This window comes from Burkholderia sp. Ax-1720 (assembly GCF_011753035.1).
Taxonomy (GTDB): domain Bacteria; phylum Pseudomonadota; class Gammaproteobacteria; order Burkholderiales; family Burkholderiaceae; genus Burkholderia; species Burkholderia gladioli.
Genome location: NZ_VWWK01000003.1, coordinates 100,477 through 118,287, shown reverse-complemented (window position 1 = coordinate 118,287; position 17,811 = coordinate 100,477). Strand labels below are relative to the sequence as shown.

At 61.6% G+C, this 17,811-nt stretch carries 21 protein-coding genes; 7 read left to right on the top strand and 14 right to left on the bottom strand.

Translation table 11 applies throughout. The features are described from left to right. Nucleotides 1–173 precede the first annotated feature (173 nt). The 4 genes from F3J18_RS01965 (at nt 174) to F3J18_RS01950 (ending at nt 3,724) form a co-directional block, all read left to right on the top strand. A complete protein-coding gene (locus F3J18_RS01965; protein WP_166911050.1) occupies nt 174–650 on the top strand; it encodes a GNAT family N-acetyltransferase in 477 nt (158 codons plus the stop codon). Between the two features lie 31 nt (nt 651–681). Further along, nucleotides 682–1,677, top strand: a complete 996-nt coding sequence (locus F3J18_RS01960; RefSeq protein WP_345891675.1) for an AraC family transcriptional regulator ligand-binding domain-containing protein — start codon at nt 682–684, stop codon at nt 1,675–1,677. Between the two features lie 473 nt (nt 1,678–2,150). Next, nucleotides 2,151–2,474, top strand: coding sequence for an Arc family DNA-binding protein (locus F3J18_RS01955; RefSeq protein WP_166911046.1), 324 nt, complete (start codon nt 2,151–2,153; stop codon nt 2,472–2,474). Nucleotides 2,475–2,836: 362 nt separating this feature from the next. Then, entirely contained in the window at nt 2,837–3,724 is an 888-nt protein-coding gene (locus F3J18_RS01950) for a hypothetical protein (protein WP_166911045.1), read from the top strand. Nucleotides 3,725–4,077: 353 nt separating this feature from the next. Here the strand turns inward: F3J18_RS01950 and F3J18_RS38505 are convergent, their stop codons facing one another. The 10 genes from F3J18_RS38505 to F3J18_RS01905 all read right to left on the bottom strand — a co-directional run bounded on the left by F3J18_RS38505 (nt 4,078) and on the right by F3J18_RS01905 (nt 10,115). Beyond that, entirely contained in the window at nt 4,078–4,212 is a 135-nt protein-coding gene (locus F3J18_RS38505) for a hypothetical protein (protein ID WP_275691107.1), read from the bottom strand. 11 nt (nt 4,213–4,223) lie between these two features. Continuing rightward, nucleotides 4,224–4,424, bottom strand: a complete 201-nt coding sequence (locus tag F3J18_RS38020; RefSeq protein WP_240154515.1) for a hypothetical protein — start codon at nt 4,422–4,424, stop codon at nt 4,224–4,226. Between the two features lies 1 nt (nt 4,425). Further along, entirely contained in the window at nt 4,426–5,067 is a 642-nt protein-coding gene (locus F3J18_RS01940) for a hypothetical protein (protein ID WP_166911043.1), read from the bottom strand. A gap of 110 nt (nt 5,068–5,177) precedes the next feature. Further along, nucleotides 5,178–5,663 carry a hypothetical protein gene (locus F3J18_RS01935; protein ID WP_240154516.1) on the bottom strand — a complete coding sequence of 162 codons (486 nt, stop codon included), beginning with the start codon at nt 5,661–5,663 and terminating at the stop codon, nt 5,178–5,180. Between the two features lie 301 nt (nt 5,664–5,964). Next, nucleotides 5,965–6,147, bottom strand: coding sequence for a hypothetical protein (locus tag F3J18_RS01930; RefSeq protein ID WP_166911041.1), 183 nt, complete (start codon nt 6,145–6,147; stop codon nt 5,965–5,967). Nucleotides 6,148–6,153: 6 nt separating this feature from the next. Then, a complete protein-coding gene (locus F3J18_RS01925) occupies nt 6,154–6,411 on the bottom strand; it encodes a hypothetical protein (RefSeq protein ID WP_166911039.1) in 258 nt (85 codons plus the stop codon). A 400-nt stretch (nt 6,412–6,811) separates the two neighbouring features. After that, entirely contained in the window at nt 6,812–7,987 is a 1,176-nt protein-coding gene (locus tag F3J18_RS01920; RefSeq protein ID WP_166911037.1) for an ATP-binding protein, read from the bottom strand. Between the two features lie 198 nt (nt 7,988–8,185). Next, entirely contained in the window at nt 8,186–8,914 is a 729-nt protein-coding gene (locus tag F3J18_RS01915) for a hypothetical protein (protein ID WP_166911035.1), read from the bottom strand. Nucleotides 8,915–9,322: 408 nt separating this feature from the next. Further along, a complete protein-coding gene (locus F3J18_RS01910) occupies nt 9,323–9,670 on the bottom strand; it encodes a hypothetical protein (RefSeq protein WP_166911033.1) in 348 nt (115 codons plus the stop codon). A gap of 115 nt (nt 9,671–9,785) precedes the next feature. Beyond that, complete coding sequence (locus F3J18_RS01905) at nt 9,786–10,115, bottom strand: hypothetical protein (protein WP_166911031.1); 330 nt, start codon at nt 10,113–10,115, stop codon at nt 9,786–9,788. 513 nt (nt 10,116–10,628) lie between these two features. Here F3J18_RS01905 and F3J18_RS01900 point away from each other — a divergent pair. The 3 genes from F3J18_RS01900 to F3J18_RS01890 all read left to right on the top strand — a co-directional run bounded on the left by F3J18_RS01900 (nt 10,629) and on the right by F3J18_RS01890 (nt 14,093). Further along, on the top strand, nt 10,629–11,747 hold the full coding sequence (locus F3J18_RS01900; RefSeq protein WP_166911029.1) for a type IV toxin-antitoxin system AbiEi family antitoxin: 1,119 nt from the start codon (nt 10,629–10,631) through the stop codon (nt 11,745–11,747). After that, on the top strand, nt 11,748–12,659 hold the full coding sequence (locus F3J18_RS01895) for a hypothetical protein (protein ID WP_166911027.1): 912 nt from the start codon (nt 11,748–11,750) through the stop codon (nt 12,657–12,659). It abuts the gene before it with no gap. A 171-nt stretch (nt 12,660–12,830) separates the two neighbouring features. Next, nucleotides 12,831–14,093 carry a restriction endonuclease gene (locus F3J18_RS01890; protein WP_166911025.1) on the top strand — a complete coding sequence of 421 codons (1,263 nt, stop codon included), beginning with the start codon at nt 12,831–12,833 and terminating at the stop codon, nt 14,091–14,093. Nucleotides 14,094–14,126: 33 nt separating this feature from the next. Here F3J18_RS01890 and F3J18_RS01885 read toward each other — a convergent pair whose 3' ends face one another. The 4 genes from F3J18_RS01885 to F3J18_RS01870 form a co-directional block, all read right to left on the bottom strand. Next, on the bottom strand, nt 14,127–14,834 hold the full coding sequence (locus F3J18_RS01885) for a Cthe_2314 family HEPN domain-containing protein (RefSeq protein ID WP_166911023.1): 708 nt from the start codon (nt 14,832–14,834) through the stop codon (nt 14,127–14,129). Nucleotides 14,835–14,868: 34 nt separating this feature from the next. Further along, entirely contained in the window at nt 14,869–15,807 is a 939-nt protein-coding gene (locus F3J18_RS01880) for a TraB/GumN family protein (RefSeq protein ID WP_166911021.1), read from the bottom strand. Continuing rightward, complete coding sequence (locus tag F3J18_RS01875; RefSeq protein WP_166911019.1) at nt 15,804–16,724, bottom strand: hypothetical protein; 921 nt, start codon at nt 16,722–16,724, stop codon at nt 15,804–15,806. The genes F3J18_RS01880 and F3J18_RS01875 overlap by 4 nt, the downstream gene beginning before the upstream one ends. A gap of 195 nt (nt 16,725–16,919) precedes the next feature. Then, the gene (locus F3J18_RS01870) at nt 16,920–17,621 is read right to left on the bottom strand and encodes a competence protein CoiA family protein (RefSeq protein WP_166911017.1); all 702 of its coding nucleotides are present in this window, start codon (nt 17,619–17,621) and stop codon (nt 16,920–16,922) included. Nucleotides 17,622–17,811 lie beyond the last annotated feature (190 nt).

Here is a 17,811-nt window from a genome sequence, read left to right as displayed (position 1 = left end):
CCGGCCCAGCGCCTGCGATTTCTCCACACTTCATTTTGATATTCGCTTGGGCGACTACACATTTCGCGCCAACTAAGATAATCTTATCTCGAATAGGCGCAAAAATATCTCCTTAAATCATCACTGAAACTAAGGTGATGCTCTCATTTCCTACAGGTAGACCTGACGCATTTATGGCAAATCTCGACACCGAAAACTTCTTGATCCGGCGAATCGTCCCAAGCGACATCGGCGACTACTACGACATTCGATTCTCGGTCACTGAAAACCGCATCCATCCTCACCAGATACACCTGCTGCAGCGCGAGGTCGTCTTGGAGAACATCAACTCTTCAGGCGGGGCAATTTGCATCGATCGACGTTCAGGTGTTGCGGCAGGCGCAATGATGATTCTGATTACCTCGAAGCCGATGATATCAGCGCTCTTCGTTCGCCCGGAATACCAGGGTCTGGGGATCGGCAAGGCATTGCTGGACCGCGCGATCGAAATGAGCCGTGCAGCTGGCGTGGACGTCCTGACGCTCGTCACGGATCCGGGCTCCCGAGCCGACACCTTCTATCAACGGCAGGGATGGACGCGGGGCGGTCTGGACGAGTACGGCACCCAGGTCATCTTCACCAAACGCGTCTTGGACGGGCGCGATGACTAGGCGGCCGACTCTCGGGGCCGACCTTGCTAGCGTGCGACCCGCGCCGCTTCACACGGCCATCATCGCGATCCGGCTCCTCCAAAAGCGCGGTGTCCCGGTCTCGGATCTCATTGCGGAGAGTGGCATCACGGAAAGCGACCTGAGCCGGCCGGACATGATCATTTCGCACGAGCAAGAGATGATCGTCTTCGCGAATGCGCAGCGGCTCACCGGGACGGACATCACCGGCGCGCTGATCGGCAAGGCAATACCGATCACGGCGTACGGCGTGCGCGGACACGCCATGCTCGTCGCCCCGACCCTCCGCGCGGCCATGAGCCTTGGTTTTTCGTACCCCCTGTTGGCAATCTCCTACTTCAAGATTTCGTTTCATGAGATTGGAGGCGACGCGGTCTTCCTGCTGGACGGCTATGCCTACCGTCAGGACCTCAGGGTATTTTCGTCTTTGATGTGCCTCGCCGCAGTGCAGCGGGAGATACTCGACTCCACCCGAGCTCCGGTGGAGTTCATCCGCGCTGAGTTCGACTTTCCACAACCGAACGATCACGAGGAATTGACGCGGATTCTGGGCTGCCCGATCGTGTTCAATGCCCAATCCACCTCGCTGTCGATTCCCAAGCATTACCTCGACACCGAGCTCCCCTTTCATCACGAGATCGAATTCGAAATTGCCCGGGGGGAGTGTGCCAGGCAGGAACCGATGATGGCGGCCTGGCAGCCGGATCATATCGTTACCCGGGCGCTGCAAACGCTCCATCGTCTCGATGGGCGACTCGACGCGCACGGACTCGCCGCGGAGCTGAACATGTCCCTGCGGTCAATGCAAAGAGAGCTCGGCCACGCAGGACTCAGCTTCCGAACGCTGCTCGACCAAGTGCGGCTTGCGCGCGCACTGGATCCGCTGTTTCAATCGGGGAAGTTCGGCCCGGAGGCTCACTCCAAGATGTTCGGCTACTCGACCAAGTTCGCGTTCGAGCGCGCCAAGGATCGGTGGACCGCGAAGAGCAAAAGCAAGATCAGTGGCTAGCCGCCTTTCGATCGGTTGTCCTCCCGATTTTTTACCGAGATTGCCTGCTCGGGGCAGTCCTCTTTGGCCTGACCTAACGCGCGGCCTCAACGACATCGCGCACTTTGTCTTCGGCTCATCACATCAGGCGTGCCCCCGCAGTCGCAACCCCAAGTCGAACCGCTCTCGGCCGGCGACCACCCGGTGCGGCTTAACGGCTGCATGCTCCCCGATCCCGCTGAACCTGCTCGACGCATTCGGCCGCCGTGCGCTCGCTGATACGGTGCGAGCAGACGAAAAAAAGCCCTTCGCAAAGGAAGGGCCAAGCCTTGCCTACCGCCACAGGGGCCTGCGGTGCTACCGGTAGGCTGGTCGCGACGCGGTCGTCGAACCGCATCGCTCCGAGGGACAGAAGCGCACGGTGAGAGCGACGCGCAGGTGTCACTAAAGCTGTCACTATACGATTTCCGCGCTCGTAGTGTCAAATCCGGCGCATGGAAGACACACATCGCTCGCAATACCGGCTCCCCTGGTCCCTCTATGAACAGCTAAAGGCCTCGGCTGAAGCGCAACGTCGATCGATCAATGCAGAAATCGTCAACCGCCTGACGATCAGCATTGCTCAGAGCGAGCAATACGACCAGCAAGTGAGGGCCGCCAAGCAGCGACGCAAAGACGGCGGGCGCCCGGTCGCTGAACCGGTACCGTCGGTCGAGCAGATCCTGGCGGTTTTACGCGTCGCTTTCGGGCCAAACGTGTTCACCGAAACCGAGTTGTTGTCCGCCGCCGCCCGCATCGAAGCGACGATGCAGAAGTAACCCCCTTGCTCTCAAAGATTGCCCGCCGAAGCGGGCTTTTTAATTTCGCGTCGACCGGTTTCGTTCGCTGCCAAGCCAGGGTCGCGGCACTTTAGGGCGCAATCGCGGGCGCACTTAGAGTCCTTGAGCAGCGACGCGCGCCGCGCTATACCGAGCGTCCGGCATATGCTTGGGTCTGGCCATCGGTCCTGCTACGCGCCGCTGATTCCGACGCCTACAGGAAGTCCGGCTCCAGTCGATATAACCGCCATGGGTTACACGCGCCAGCCCTCTCCGAATGCCTGCCCGCCCGCCGCAGTTGGAGTCGGCTCGGTCAACGGACGGTCCGCTGGCTCAACCCACCCCCTCGCATGGAGACCAAAATGCAGAAACCCGAAGACGCGCTTCGCCAGTCTCGCCCGTTGCGCAGCCCCGAGCAGATTGGCGCTGACACGACGCCCTCGTATTTGCCGATGCCGGCTCCCCTTATTGCGCCCATTAAGTCGAAAATCCTCCTCGCCGCGGAGTGTTCGCGCAACGGAATCATCGACCGACCTGTGGCCGACGACCGGAAATTCCGCGAGGTGCTTTGGCTGCTCCAGCGTTCCGATTATCAATTGGGATATTTCGACGTTCCATTGACGTCGATTGTCGCACTCCAGCACAAAAATATGGCGGACAAAGCGTCCACCTGGCGCGAGTTGTTCGGCGGCCTGCTGTGCGACGACTGGGACGAGCGCGCCCTGGCTTACTTCGAATCCGAGATTGGCGCGGCGCCCTTTCCGGCGAGGAGGTCGCGCGGAGCGCTCAAGCTGTACGCGTGCGGTGGCGCCGTGCAATGCTCAAATGGCAATCACCGCCTAATCGCCGCCGTGCTCTGGCTGGCATCTCGATTCGGGGACATGGCGGCACTGCGCAAGGTGCAAGTCATGTACACGACGATACCCAGGCAGGTCCTGCAGTTAATTTCGACGGCGGTGCAACAAGGCAAGCGCGTCGATATCGCGGAAGTCGATAACGGCGCGCTTATTCGGGTGAGCACCGGGCGCACCGCCGACTACTGGCGCAAGACCGGCGAGGACCTACAGCCGCTCCCCGTCCCGCGTGGGCTGGTTGGATGGTATCGACGTCAAAGGAACCCGGAAGACAACAACGAAACAGAGCGACATTGGATTAATGTCCCGCCCTTCCTCGCCCTCGCGCTAGCCGATGACGCCTGGCTGCGCGAGCAGTTGGCTCGACCGCGCTACACCGATAAACCCGCCCACTAAAGAGCCGAAGGTGCGCTAGGTACCGACCGAAGCTTGCGCGGCCCGAATCTCGCGCAGCATCGTCGCCAAGCTAGCCGGAATTTGCACCTCGAGCTAGTGTCGCCCTTGGCGCCCAGACGCGGCTGCCAGCGGCGGATCAACCCCAGCAACCGGGCCGGCGTCATCGCGGCGGCGGCCAGGCGCTCGACCACGGCCGGCACGAGCCAGCCCTCGCACAGGTGGTCCAGGCGCGGCGCCTCGACCAGCGCCGCCTCCATGCGGGCGAGCGTCGCGTCCTGGCGCGCGCGCAGGCGCCGATTGCGCACGACCTTCCGTTCGATCGTGGGCGCGTGCGCGGGCGGAAACTGCTCCAGCTAGAGGGCCAGCAGCTCGCGCTCGCTGTTGACGTGATCGGGGTCGACCTGGTCGCGGTATGCCTCTAGCGTGGGCGGCACCGGCGCGGCGCCGTTCTCGCCCTGCCCCGCGCCCGCGTGAGCCTCGGCCGGCAAGCTGCCGGGCCTCAAACGAAGCAGATGCGCGGCGTCGATATCTCCCGCGCGGCGATGGTGAGGCTGTCGCGCAGCGTGGCCAGCGTGCGTCGCGTGATGCGGATGTCGGTGCCGGGCGCGCCGTAGAGCGCATGGAGCCTGCGCTCCTCGATGCCTTCCAGGTAGGCCCGATAAAGCGCGAAGTGCGCGGTCGTCAGGTGCAGCAGCGACACGTCAGGCCCCCACCGGGCGCAGCGCACCCCCGCGCCGGGTCAGCCAGCCCATTGCCGCGCTCACGCCGAGCAGCGTGGTGCCGCCGGCGAGCAGGTGCAACAGCACGATGCCGGCCGAATCGTGCGTGGTGGGCCACTGGGCGAGTTTCCAAGCGAGGTCGAATTTCAGCCAGAGCAGCCCACCCGTGAGCGCGATGAAGCGGGCCGGCGTGACGAGCGCAAGGCGCTGCAGCCGATCCGGCCACATGAGCGACCAGCTGGCCGCGAGCAACACGGCCGTCACCACCAGGAGGCCGGTCCGGTCGTAGGCGCCATATCCGGCGACGGCCGCAGCGCCGGCGGCCACCGGCGCGCCGAGCAGCACCCGGATCGGCCACGGCGTCGGGCGATCGGTGCCGCCGACAGCCCCGCCCGCCCGGCTCTCCACGAAATAGAAGAGCTGCAGGGCCGCGAACCCGACCAAGGCCATGCCGATCCCGCCAAGGGCGTGCTCCAGCACCGACACCGAATCCCGCCAGTGCAAAGCCGAGCGAATGGCCTCGCGGGCGGCCCGTACGCGGACATCACCGCGCAGTGCAGCCCCCCGTAGGCCGTAGGCCCATTGATGAAGCCCCCAGGCGACGCAGACGGCCGTGGTGGCCATCAAAAAGTACCCAACCTCGCGGTGTTCGCGGCACCAGGCGATCACAGCTCCGCGAGCCCGGGCCAGCCCGTTGAGCGTGCCCCGACCGCGCGTCGACGTCTCAAGCGGCCTCACGACGCGCGCGCGCCGTCGCACGCGGCCGGCGCCGTGCGCATCAGCTCGAGCACGTAGCCGGTCATCGAGACGGCGATCGCCGAGGCCTGCTCGAAGCTGACGATGCCCCGCGCCTCATCGCCGAGGGTGCGATCGCCCACCTTCAGCTCGACGGACTGCGTCCCGAGCCCGAGGGTGCGCGTCACGGTGTAGTACGGTGCGTCCCCTTCCCTGCCACGGTAAATCGCGATCACCGCCTGCGACGCGCCGATCGGCGCATACCACTTGTCGGCATCGGCCGCGCCGGCGACCCAGGTGACGCTCCCCACCTGTCGCGTGGTCCACGCAAACCCACTGGCCCAGGCCAAGGCATCCTCGGCGCTGGCGAACCCGCTCTGGCGAACGGACAGGTCGTGGCCGCGCTGATACTCGGCGCGTGCGCTGTAGGACGGCGGCTCGTCCCTGCTCGCGCCGAGGTTTTCGATGATCGTCACGAGGGCCATCGCGCGGTCCCCGGCGCCGTGTAGCTCGGTCCTGGCGCCCGTGCGCATCCGCGATCCAGCGGTAGCCGGCGAAATCAACGTGCCCGTGTAGGGCGGCGGCCGCCAGCGCGGCTAGGGTTTTGGGGGATTCGCTCATGAGGGTGTCCGGTTGCTCATCGATGGTCAGGGGCTCCGCCGCGCGGTCCAGCGTAGGTTCAGGGCGGGCACGCGCGGGGCGCTCATTCGGCGCGCCCGTTGCGTTGCAGCCAGCGCGCTGTCGCCGATCGCCCGGCGAATCCAGACGCAGGGGCAGCGTCCCGGGTCAAGCCGCCAGCGCCGCGCGCAAATCCGCCCCGAGATCCGCCGACGGTCCGTCGCGCGCCAGCTCGACCAGCGCGAAATCGCCCAAGCGCTGCAGGCCGATGCGCGTGAGCCGCCAGGTCTGGATGACAGGACGCACGGCGTGGGCGCCGGCCGCCGCTGCGGTCGGGTTCGATTGATCCATGGGGCGTCAGTGGCGCGCGGCCGGGTAGACGAAATCGGCCACGGGTGTGAACGCGTAGTGCGTCGGGTCGCGCTCGAACAGCACGTAGCCCTCGATGCCGCGCTCGCGCAGCGTCTGCACGGCCCGGCGGGTGCTCGCCACCGAGAACTCGTCGAGCACGCCCGGGTCGACGGCCTGACCGCCGGTGCACGTGCCGGTGCCCGTTATCAAGATCGTCATTTCGTCGTCGCTGCCGACCTTGCGGCCGAAGATCTGGTGTTTCATGGCGTCGCTCCTCGTCGTGTTGGCATGGCCGCGCGCGGGGGCGGGCGGACCTATATCGTGACGCACGCTACGAATCTTATACAACGGGATACACCCCGCGCGCAGGCCCGATGGGCGCGGCTCGGCGGTGGTCGGGAGGCAGTATCGGCGAAACGCGGCCGATCTGAGCGCACGAAATCGCGCAGGTGATAAGCAGAATTATCAGATGTGCGATTTGTCTATCGACCGAATGTTCACCCTCCGCCTCTTGAAGTCGGCCGGCCAATCGAGCTCGGACGGCACACGCCGCGCCTCGAGCAGCGCGACGTCAGATTTCTCACCCACTGCGGGATCAAGCGCGGCGTGGCCGGCATGCAACTGCCGACGCCGTGGCCAGAGCGGCGAGAGACGCAAACATTGCCTAGAAGGAGGTCTGCGTGTGTGGAATACCAACAGCATTCCACAGGACGTCAAATGCCGGCCGCAGCGTGGTCGCCGCGTCTACGTCGAAGTTCTCAAGGTAAATCGGAGGGTTGACGATTTCGGTCAAATGACGTGGAAGCTGGAGAAATCGGAGTCGGTCGTTGAGCGTAACCGCCACGCACGTTCCGGCATCGACGACCCAGCTAGTCATCAGATACGCGGGGCCAGAAATCTCGAGTTCAGTGAGCGCGTCGATCATCGCGCGGAGTCCTGACCGGACGAGCGGAACCTCATAACGGTCCGGATACATCGCATACCGTTCGACATCGAAGTCGCCGTGGGCCACTTGAAGCGATGACGCATCGACCAGCTCAATGCATCCATCTCGGTAGACTTGTCCATATCCAAGGTAAGCAAAATCCTGGTTACGAATCGTCGTGCAGAGGCTACCTTCGAAATTGACTCTCGCTGGATCCAATGCCAGTCCTCCAGGCGATGCGGTTCGCAATTTTTCGGCAGCCCTCCGCAATGTGTCGACGTCATACAAGGTTGGGCGCGTCACCCCCGAGATTGGAACCAGATGGACGACGCAGGCTGGTCGCGCCAAATCCGGTACTGGACCGGCGCGACGATCGATCTGCTGTAACGCCCCATCGCGGAAATTCTTTGCCTGTTGAGCGAGCGAGGCGCTGGCTGCGAAGGCGTTCCGAATACCCTGGATATCCATTTGTTCCTTTCCCACCGAAGTCCGCATATAGAAATGGCGATCTCGCGTCACACGATGTGGCGCACTTGGGCTCGGCGTCACCCTTAGCACAACGACATAACCGCCAGTCTGAAGCAGAACGGGATGGGCAAGAAGACCGCCGCTGACGCGAGGTTCCAGCAGGTCGCGCATCGAATTCACTATTGCAAGCAGCTCCTTGTCGACGTCCGCCAACCGAAGCGGCGCGAGGCTATGCCCGCCCTCGCTGCTCTCTCCAACGCCGAAGATCAAATCTCCGCCGAGCGCGTTGGCAAATGCGCAAACGTCCTTCGCTATCTCGAACCTAGCATCTTGATCCCGCGGCCAGTCCCGCTTGTAATCGAGCGTGCGCCCTTCCGGCACGCCATGATCGATAAGCCCTTGGATATCCGCTTCAGTGACTTCTTGGAGCCGCGCACGGGGAATCATCGGGTCCTCACCAGGTAAGTTAGTCGATGTGTCGAGGCGAGATCGGCGGACAAGCCGGCTCGCCATAGCACGCACGCAGCGTCGCTTCGTCGAGCCCTTCCAAACACACACTAAACGGCGCGAAATGGGGGGTGTTCAGGCGAGCCAGCGACCGTGACAGATCGACGGAAACTGCAGGGTGCCAGTGATTCGACCCGCTCACAGGCCCCCCGACTCATCGACGGGAAAGCCGGGAAACATGCTCTGCATGCGCGGCGTCAATTCGGGGATTAGCTCCAGATGCCCCTGCCGTTTCGTATACTGCTGCGCCAACTTCTCGAACTGAGCATCGAAGGCTGCGAGATACTGCTCCGTCACCTTGAACGGTTGAACGCCCACCACGCCGCGCATGGCATCCGCTATCCGGCAGACCTCCGAACCGAAGTGGATCGCGCGCTGCATCTCGAACTCGTACATATCGTCCGGGTTTGCCCACTCGCCCTGCCCGGCCCGCCAGGCAGCACTCTGGTGCAGCCTCTCCCGAAATTCCCGCAGTTGATCAACATGTTCGGCATTCAGTTCCGACACCACCGTCTCCGAGGGCAGGTCGAATAGTAGATGGATCGGGCCCAGCATGTCGAATGCCTTCATGTCGTGCGCGCGGTACCGGGGCAGCGCTTGGTCGATGGCATCGCAATAGTCATCGGCCTGTTTCGCGAACGCCTCTAGCGAATAGGCCACATCGAGATAAGCGAGCGAGCGGCGTCTCGCGTTCGCTTTGTCTTCGCGTTTGCGGTCGCTGTGCTTGAGCCACACAAGCACCCCGGCATTGACGAACGAAGCTACAACCGCACTCGTTAGCACCAGCGTCCACCCGTTCACTTCCGGTGTTTGCGGGACGATCTTTGCAACTTCGGACGCCGCTGCCGCCACTTCGAATACCGCCATAGTTTGTCCTTTGAGCCATTCGAGCGTCACCGGCCCGTGATGGCCGGGAAAGGTTTGAGGATGTTCGTCAAGCTGGCGGTTCCTCAAGCTGGAAGCGGCCGACGCGCCAGGCCGGATCCGGAGCGCCGATCAGCGCGCTGCCAGGTCGAATCCATGGTGCATTTCCCTCGAGGCCGACGTCTCGGCGTACTCCTACACTTCGAGCGACGCGAGAATCCACGCAGAGTGTCGCTCGAAATAGAGCTGCAGCCCCTCGCATGCCAATTCAGCGCTCAGCCAGGCTGGAACCCCTTCGTTCAACTCCGCGGTCGCCGCGTCCTGTGCATTGAGGAAATCAAGCAACGAAACCACCACCGCGCCGCAGCGTGCTCGTCGGAGGAGGTCCGCATCGCGGGCCATCGTTCAGCTTTACTTGTTTAGGCGCAACAGCGACATGTTAGGGCTCGGCGGGCATAGCCCGTCCACGCGCGGGGTCAGGCAGCCCGCCAATGCGCTCACGCCGAGCAACGTGACGCCGCTGGCGAGCAGCTGCTGCAGCACCACCCCGCCCAAATCATGGATGGTCGACCACTCGCTCCACTTCCACGTAAGGGCTAATTTCAGCCAGACCAGGCCGCCCTTGAGCGCGATATCGTTAGTGCCGACCGCTCTGCCCGGGTCGTTGGCCTGCCCGCCCGTCGAGCTGCCCAGGCCGGCCGTCAGGACAATCAGGGGCTCGTCGATGCCGACCATGCGGCCGAAGATCTGGTGCTTCATCGTGCGGCTCCTGTCGGCCCCCCGGGGGGGTAAGCCTGGTGCACGGCGCGATCCGCCTGCAGCCGTCGCCGGCCGACGCGAGGCCGACCAGGCGTTCCCCGGCCGGGCCGGTTGATTACGCGGCGGGCTTCCAGAAGCGAGTCGGATCAGCTTCCGTCTTGGCCAGCGCTTCGTCATCCGACAAACCTGGGTGTTCGGCATCCAGCTTGCCATCCGGGTCCGTCACGCTCACCAGCACCAGAAAGTCGCGGGTTTCGGTGCCGGCGTCGGTCGTGCGGGTCAGCGACTTGCGCTCATAGATCGCTTGGCGGCCGGGTTCGCCCGCGAAATCGTGGCTCAGGCGGTACAGCAGGCCAGCCGAGTCGCCGAAGGGAGACAGGCCGTCCCCGTGGAGTGGGCCGCCCACGCAGAAGCAGGCGGCTTGGGGTTGGGTTGCTGCGGTCATGCGTTGGTCCTCGTCATTTGGAATAGCCGCGTGCGGATGCGCGCGGACCGACATCGTGACGCACTCTACGAATCTTGTACAACGGGATACACCCCGCCCGGGACACCTGGCCGCGCGGCGGGCGGCGCTGGGCCGGGAGCGTGTGGCGTACAAGCTCGCGGGACGGGGCTCGCCGGGGGACCAGGGGAAGTATGGGCGGAAAAGTGGCGGATCTGACCGCGCGAGATCGCACTGGTGGATAAGCTACAAGTGCCGCCAGCGCGATCTGGGATCGTACAGCGTGGCCAGCGGGCGGCGAGCAACCCTGATGGAGATTCATTTCGAGCCGGGCGACAAGGAAGGCGTGTTCTCGACCGAGCCGCGCTCGCGGGCGACTGAGTGAAACGGGGCCGGATTCGCAAAATCACCCAGTCCATCGTTAGCTGAACAGCTAAATCGCATAAATTTGCTAAGGTAAAGATATTGTTGTAGATTATGCTGTACAGCAATATCACCGATTTTCGCTAACGAACCATGGGAAACATCAGTCACAACCTGACCCCCGACGCACGTAGCGCTTTCGAAGCCGACATCTTGAAGGAGCTTCTCTCAAGTCTGGAGGAGGTCTCGGGCGGTCGGATCAAGGTCCAGAACGTCGAATCAGATTTCGCGAACCTACCCGGGGTGGATTTCTCTCTGGATCTTGATGCAGACGGCAGTCCGCTAAGGATCGCCGTGGAAGCTCTCCGCTATGGCTACCCGCGCGACGTCCAGGGAGCGGTATGGAAGCTTGACGAATTCAAGCACACCTACGATCACGATAGCTTCGGTGACATTATCCTCCTCGTAGCCGCCGAGGCGCTGAGCCCCGGGGCGCGGGAACTGCTTCTCAAGCGTGGTATTGGCTATTTCGAACGCAACGGAAACCTCAACCTGAAGTGGCGCAACTGGCTGATCAACATCGAGCGGCCTGACCCACCGTCGGCGAAAAAAGAGGCCACCTCACTCTTCACGGATTCGCGTGAGGCGGTCGTTCACGCGCTCCTGGTCAACAAAAACAACTGGCTCAGCGGCGGCGAGCTGGCCGCGATGTCTCAAACTTCGCCCTACACGGTCTCGGTCGTCATGCAGGAGTTGGAGCGCCGTGAGTGGTGCGAATCAAGCGGCGCAGGCAGAACGCTTCGACGCAGACTACACAAGCCACGAGAATTGCTTGCGGCATGGGCCGAGCAATGGACGAAGCGCAAGGAGCACCGTTCGAGTTGGTACTGTTTCTCCGACAACCCCAAGCTTCTGCTCACCAAATTGACGGACAAGATCGAGTCATCAAACCCCTCCTTCGACTGGGCGTTCACCGGCACGGCCGCCGCGAATGCCTATGCACCGCTGCTAACGAGCGTAGACACGGCAGAGATCATCGTCCCACCAGGGAAAGCCGAGGGTCTTGCACACGACATGCGGTTGAAACCCGCCGACAAGGGCGCCAACGTCGTCTTCGTCGAACGTGACGGTGCGAGCCTTCTGTTCCGTGACTCGATACCCGAGTTGACGTCATACTTCGCGAGCCCGTTCATCATGTATCTCGACCTCCTGAACGGACGAGGCCGAAACAAAGAGCTGGCCGACCACCTTCTTGAAAAATTGGAGATATAAATGGCCGGTGTTAAACCCACCACAGCGGCAGGGTACAGCCCTAATATCACCGAGGCTTGCGAGCGGACTCTGCTCACGCTAATCAGCGCATTTGGCAGTCTCGGGCATACCCTTCGACTGGTAGGCGGCCTTGTTCCGCGCTACCTAACGCCCGAAACGCCACCGGATGTACCTGCGCACGCCGGCACGTCGGACGTCGATATCGTCCTCAACATCGCCCTTGTCGACGCAGGCGAAGGGTACGCCGAACTGGCCGACCAACTCACCGCACGTGGTTTTGAACGCGTTGTGAAGAATAGCAAGGCGTCGTCATGGCAATGGAAGCTGAAGGTCGATGAGCAAATCGATGTCATCGTCGAATTTCTGCGTGATGCCGTTGGCCAAACAGCTGGGCGGCCGGTGACCGTCGATGGCGAACGGGTCTCCGCGCTGGCAGTGACGTACGCCGAGATCGTGCACGATTGGTTCGGTGAGAAAGAGGTGTCCGGACGGTTGCTCGGCGATGGAGGCGTGACCTCACGCGTCGTCCGCTTCGCGGATGTGCCAGCGTTCGTGATCCTGAAGGCGATCGCGCTCGAGCAACGCAACGAAAACAAGGACGCAGGTGACTTGGTCCACGTGCTACGTTACGCAGGATCGATTGAAGAGGTCGCTGAACTCTTCGTCCAACGGAAACTGTCAAACACACATAGCGAAGCGATTGACGCTGGGCTAAAGACCCTTCGTCGATGTTTCTGTGATGATGAAGACGCTGATGGATACGAAAAAGTCGGCGCGGTCCGCTACGCCGTTTTTCAGGGTGCCACCGATGAGGAGACGAAGGTGGGACACCAGCGCTATGCCTCGGGCCTCGTCCAATCGATCCTAGATCGTTTCGAAGAGCGCCTCGCTGAGTCAACGCCAACCGAATGAGAATCGCCCCAAGCAACGCTGACGGCGTCAGGGCTCCGAGCCACCACCGTACACCAATACCGCGATGAACGCAGGACAATCGCGTACAACCAGGTGGGCGTGATGCCTCGATGAGGAGATAATCGAGGCTCACCGGTCAGCACCAGTCAACGCCTAGCGGAGCACGCCTAGATGGAAAGCGAAAACCACAACTGGGTCCTTCCTGCCGCCATTCCTTTCGAGCAACTAAAAAGCAAAGACCTTGAAGAGTGTGTGTATTGGCTACTAGACGCGATGGGCGCCAAGGATCTCGAGTGGCGTACCGGCGGGACTGGCGGCGGCGCCGCTGATGGGGGGCGCGACCTAGAGGCCCACTTCTTCGAGCCCGACGCTGACGGCGAGATTCGGCAACAGCGCTGGTGGATCGAGTGTAAAGGACGCAAAGGGACGGTCGACCCGAATGAGGTCAAAGCGGCACTGAACAACGTCTTGGCCTACGAGGCGGTCGACCGCATAATTATCGCAACTAATACACAATATTCCAACCCAACGCTCGACTGGGTAAAAGAATGGCAGAACCGACATCCGCGACCAAAGGTACAGCTTTGGGACCGCGCTCATCTCGAGCGATATCTATCGCGGCATCCTGATGTTGTGCTTCGCCTCTTTGCCGAGGCACTGAGTTTGGACGGCCGCATTCAGGCGATGGAGAGCAGATTCTGGAATAAGCTAGAGCTGGTGTCGCCGAGAACATTGGCCGACATCTGGGAAAAACGGTACGAAATCGAACTGACGGGAGCAGGCGTATTTGCTTTGGTCGCCAACGAGTTCGCGAACGGCGATATCTCTCGTCGACCATGGGCAGCGACACTCGACGAACAGGCCGCTCTGGCCGTGCTTGGGGTTGGATTGACCAACGCAGGCTATCTATTATTGCGGTCGCATCGGTCGGGAATCGATGCACGAATCCTGAGTCGCACGTTCGCATATCTGACGCTTCTCGTACTGGAGAAGCATCCGCCCGACGTAATAGCGGACTTCGTCGTCCACTTCTTTCGGTCTCGACTCGAAACTGTACCCGATGATGTAGTAGAAGTGCTCTTGAGGCCAATTTTGCATCAAATGGCCGCTGAAATGCAGGACCTCTGCTCCGATGACTGCACGCGCGTGATGCTAACCGACCGCAAGGCGCTGATCGAGAGCGACGAGCCCCGGACGTACTGGCTACGGTTTGAGGCAGACGTGACTGGGGAAGAGCCTGACGATCGGATGCTTCAAATCGAGAAACGAGACGAGCCGTGTGTGGTTGGATTCGGCGTTGACAACGAAAACGATTGTCCGCTCTTCGCAGTCGAACCGACCGTAAAAAACATCCGTGAGCTGTTCGCCGTCGTGCAGCGGGTCGCCACTTTTCGGAAAGCGCAGGCAGCGGCACTTCGACTATCGAAGCGATAATGCCGGCATGTATTGACTCCGGCCGAGGGTTGCTTATGTTGGCTCGGCCATGGCCGAGTAACTTGACGCGAGTCCGGAAAGCAGTTTCTCCAGAGATGCCTGCACGGCAATGATCTTCAAGTCCACCCCCTCCGACTCATTCAAGAAATACTCTCGGGCCAAGGCGTCGACGTCGTAGCCGTCGACGGGCATGTTCAGTTCGCGAATTGCATGAAAAAGTCCAATTTCACGCGTTCGAAAAGCCGAGTTATGCACGAGCTCATTACGTGGCTTCCGAAACACTTTCACAACCTCGGTCACGCCGTTCAGCGCCTCCAGGATCGCGCCGTCAACCTCCCGAGCATGGCGCTTAATCGCATCCTTTGCAAGCTTGCTCTCAATCTGCTTGCGGCTCATTGCCATCGACGCCCCGACCAAGCGATACGCGCGATCGTCGACGCCTATCATCCGGAACACAAAGTTCTCGTAGTGGTACTGATACGCGTCCGTATCAACATGCGTGCTCTCGCTAAGCTGCTGAATGAACGATGCACACATGCGTAATGCGTTCATCGAGTTATCGAGCTCGCCTACTCTCTCGACCACCATTTCCGCATAAAGCTCCGCCGGCATGACACGCTGCGTCTTTTCCCCATGCCGAGCCGCAAGCATCTTGAGAAGATAGCTCCGAAGAAAAGGCATGAGCGGACGAAGCGATTCGTGCTCAATCAGCGGCGTCATCTTGAACTGGTTGGTATCCACAACCGTGCTCCCAATCTAGTCTGCGGGTCGGCTACTAGCCTTGCGTCGGGTCAGCCGGCAACACAATAGGCTCAATTCGATATCCCGCCTTGGTGAGGAGTGAAATGAGCCCACCGGCTCCGGGCAGGTGTGCCGCACCAACCAGAACGACAGCATTTCCTTCATCAAGGTAGCGGTGCAGCGGCACCATCCATGCCCGATTGCGATCATCGACCATCAGTCGGTAGAACGTCGCAGCGTCGCCCGGATTCTGATAGCCAGCATTGACCACACGAAGAACGGTCGCATAGTCGCCTTGATTCAGCGCGGTCACGACCTGAGCGAATGCTCGCTCTGCAGTTGGACCGAATGCGCCGCGAAGCTGCGCTTCATAGATTCGATCTGGGACTGCTTTGCGCTGCCGGTCGACCGCAACCTGGGTCTCAAGAATATCGATCGGCAGTCGTGCGTCTTTGGCGGCCCGGGTAAGAATCTCGTCCCGCGACAACTGCCCCACCCTTCCACAGGGCAGATTTGCGATCCCGGCCGCCATCGCCGGACTTTTCATCGCAAGCAGAATGTCCAGCGATTTGTCATCAAACACCGAACCCGAACAGGTGGCGTTGCGTCGCAATACGGCCACGTCGTCGTCAGTCAGCGAAGCCGCCCATGATGCGCGAGGCAAGGCGCCGCCGGTCAAGAGGCTCGACAGGGCTTCCGGTGTGAGAATCTCCGTCGGATCTGCCGGCGCCGGCTGGGGTCCGTCCGTAGTGGAACTCTCAATCACAAGCCGCGACTTTCCTCGCAGCACTGAGGCCAGCGGCTGATGCAAGCCGGTATAGGGGACATGCATACTGGCGATCAGAATGCTCGTCGCACCAGTGGGCGCGATCACTTTGAGCGCAGGGACTCCGGCCGTAATCTCGGCGATAGCGATCATCGTGCAGCCCGAGAACATCGAAGCTGCGATTGCCAAACGAGCAAGCCACTTCACGCGATCGCCTCACTGGCGTTTGCTGCCGACAGTTCGGTAACGCGATGCGGAGCCGCATGCACCAATCGGTCAAAATCAACGTCATCGGTGGGATGTTCAACGAATCGTAGTCGCGCATCTTTCTGTCCCAACGTCACGTCACGGAACGCACCGTCCCGGCTTTGCACAATTGTGTGCGCGACGAAGCGATGTGGGTTGTCCGCGAACGGCTCGTGCAACCACCCTCGCATGATCGTGAAGTCAGCGTAACTCGCGCACCATCGCCTCGCATTGAGATGGCAATCGGCCGGCATGGGATGCCAGGCCGGATAGTCGGCGGGCAAAACACTTAATGCGGGTTGCTGCACGGCATCAACTAGCGCACGCCACACCTTGTTCATCAACGCCCGTTTCGCTGCCGACTCCAGCTCAGTGTATTGCGGCGCAAGCGAGTCGGAACCGTACCGTATAACCACGGGCAATTCACGATGCTGCAATCGCGGACAGCCGTGGCGACCAGACTGGACAACAGCCGAACCGAACGGACGATAACACTCGAATCGACTGCGAGGCTGCCGATCGTTCGCAAGGGCAACCTTGAGCCAGCCCCCGCAGGCATGGCACTTCAGATGGTGTTCGTTTACCTGCCTTATCGCATGAACCGTCGCGGCCAAGTGCGCTTCAAGGGCCCCGGGCGTTTCGAAGCGATGTTCAGATCCGACAGGGATACTAGTTTTACCCCGATTGGGCAGTGACCTGGAGACGCGAACGAATGGCGTCGCCGTGACGTCGTGCATATAGCCGTGCATCGCTACAGGGACTCTCGCCTGTACGAAGCCTTGGCCATTGTTGCTCGGGCTGAGCTCGAAGATGGCGCTCCCTCCGCCGAAGCCAAAGGCCTTCAGGATATCGACCGCCTGTTTACTAGAAAATGCCATATCGCAACGACCTCTGTTGTGAGAGACCCTGCTGCTCAAAGAACAGCCTGTATGTTTTGTACGAGTCAAAACAGCATTGAGTGAACGATACGCTGAGCCGTTTGGCGGCGGCGTCACCCGAGAGGTACCGGTCGCTTGCACAAGCGATTGTCCGCAACGAACGTCCTCTATGCCTGCACCGTTTCCGCAAGGCCCTCAATCCAAGTTCCATGAGCCTGCGCGATATTGGTAGTTACCGGCCAGGATACCAGCGAGCCACTCCTCGACGGTTGCCTGCTTCATTCCCCCAAACAAGATCCGTTGCTCGCTGCCGGCAATCGTCAACGCGGCCACCGGTAACTCGGGCAGCATGCCGGTCCCAATGCCGCCCTCCGGGAACACGTTCCCGTAATCGCGCTTGAGCAGCAGGCGGCATGTCGACTTGCCCAAGGAAAGAAAAATCTCTTTGCGGACCAGCCAGTAGCATTCGACAGCCGAGGCGGTGTAACGCTCCTGGCGGCGCATGAAATCGCGCAGGTGCTGATAGGAGCGTTGCAACTCGATCACGATGGTCCGCCCGGCGACCGAGAAGAGTACGTCCGCCTCCCAGTGGTCGCCGCTCGGCGAGGCACCCGGTACCTCCTCGGCGGCCGCGATGCCCATGCCGCTGAGCGCCGCGAGGACGGCCGCTTTGCCCGACCGATGCCATTGGGTCTCTGGCGCAGTGACGCATTCGTCCGACAGGTGAGCGAAAAACGGCAAGCCGTTGATGCTCGTCTTGAGCACCGCCGGCGCCTTGCAGCACGGCATCAGGAAGTCGCCGAGCTGCGTCGACACCTTGAGCCGCTCCCACTCGGCGATCGAGAAGGCCGCCGCGTCGACGGGACACCCGTCGCGGGTCCAGGCTGCTTGCGTCATGACGTGATCGGGAAAGTGGAGCGGCGCGGATGCTGGGGCGCAAGCGCCTCCCAACTCTAGTTGAAATTGAGACACCCATGTTGAGCTGCGTAGACCACTGCGCCCACGGCTGCCCCGTCCGTTCCTTGAAATGAAGGGTAACATAGCCCTTACTATGTTACCCTTCACTTTATTGGTCGAAACACCCCGT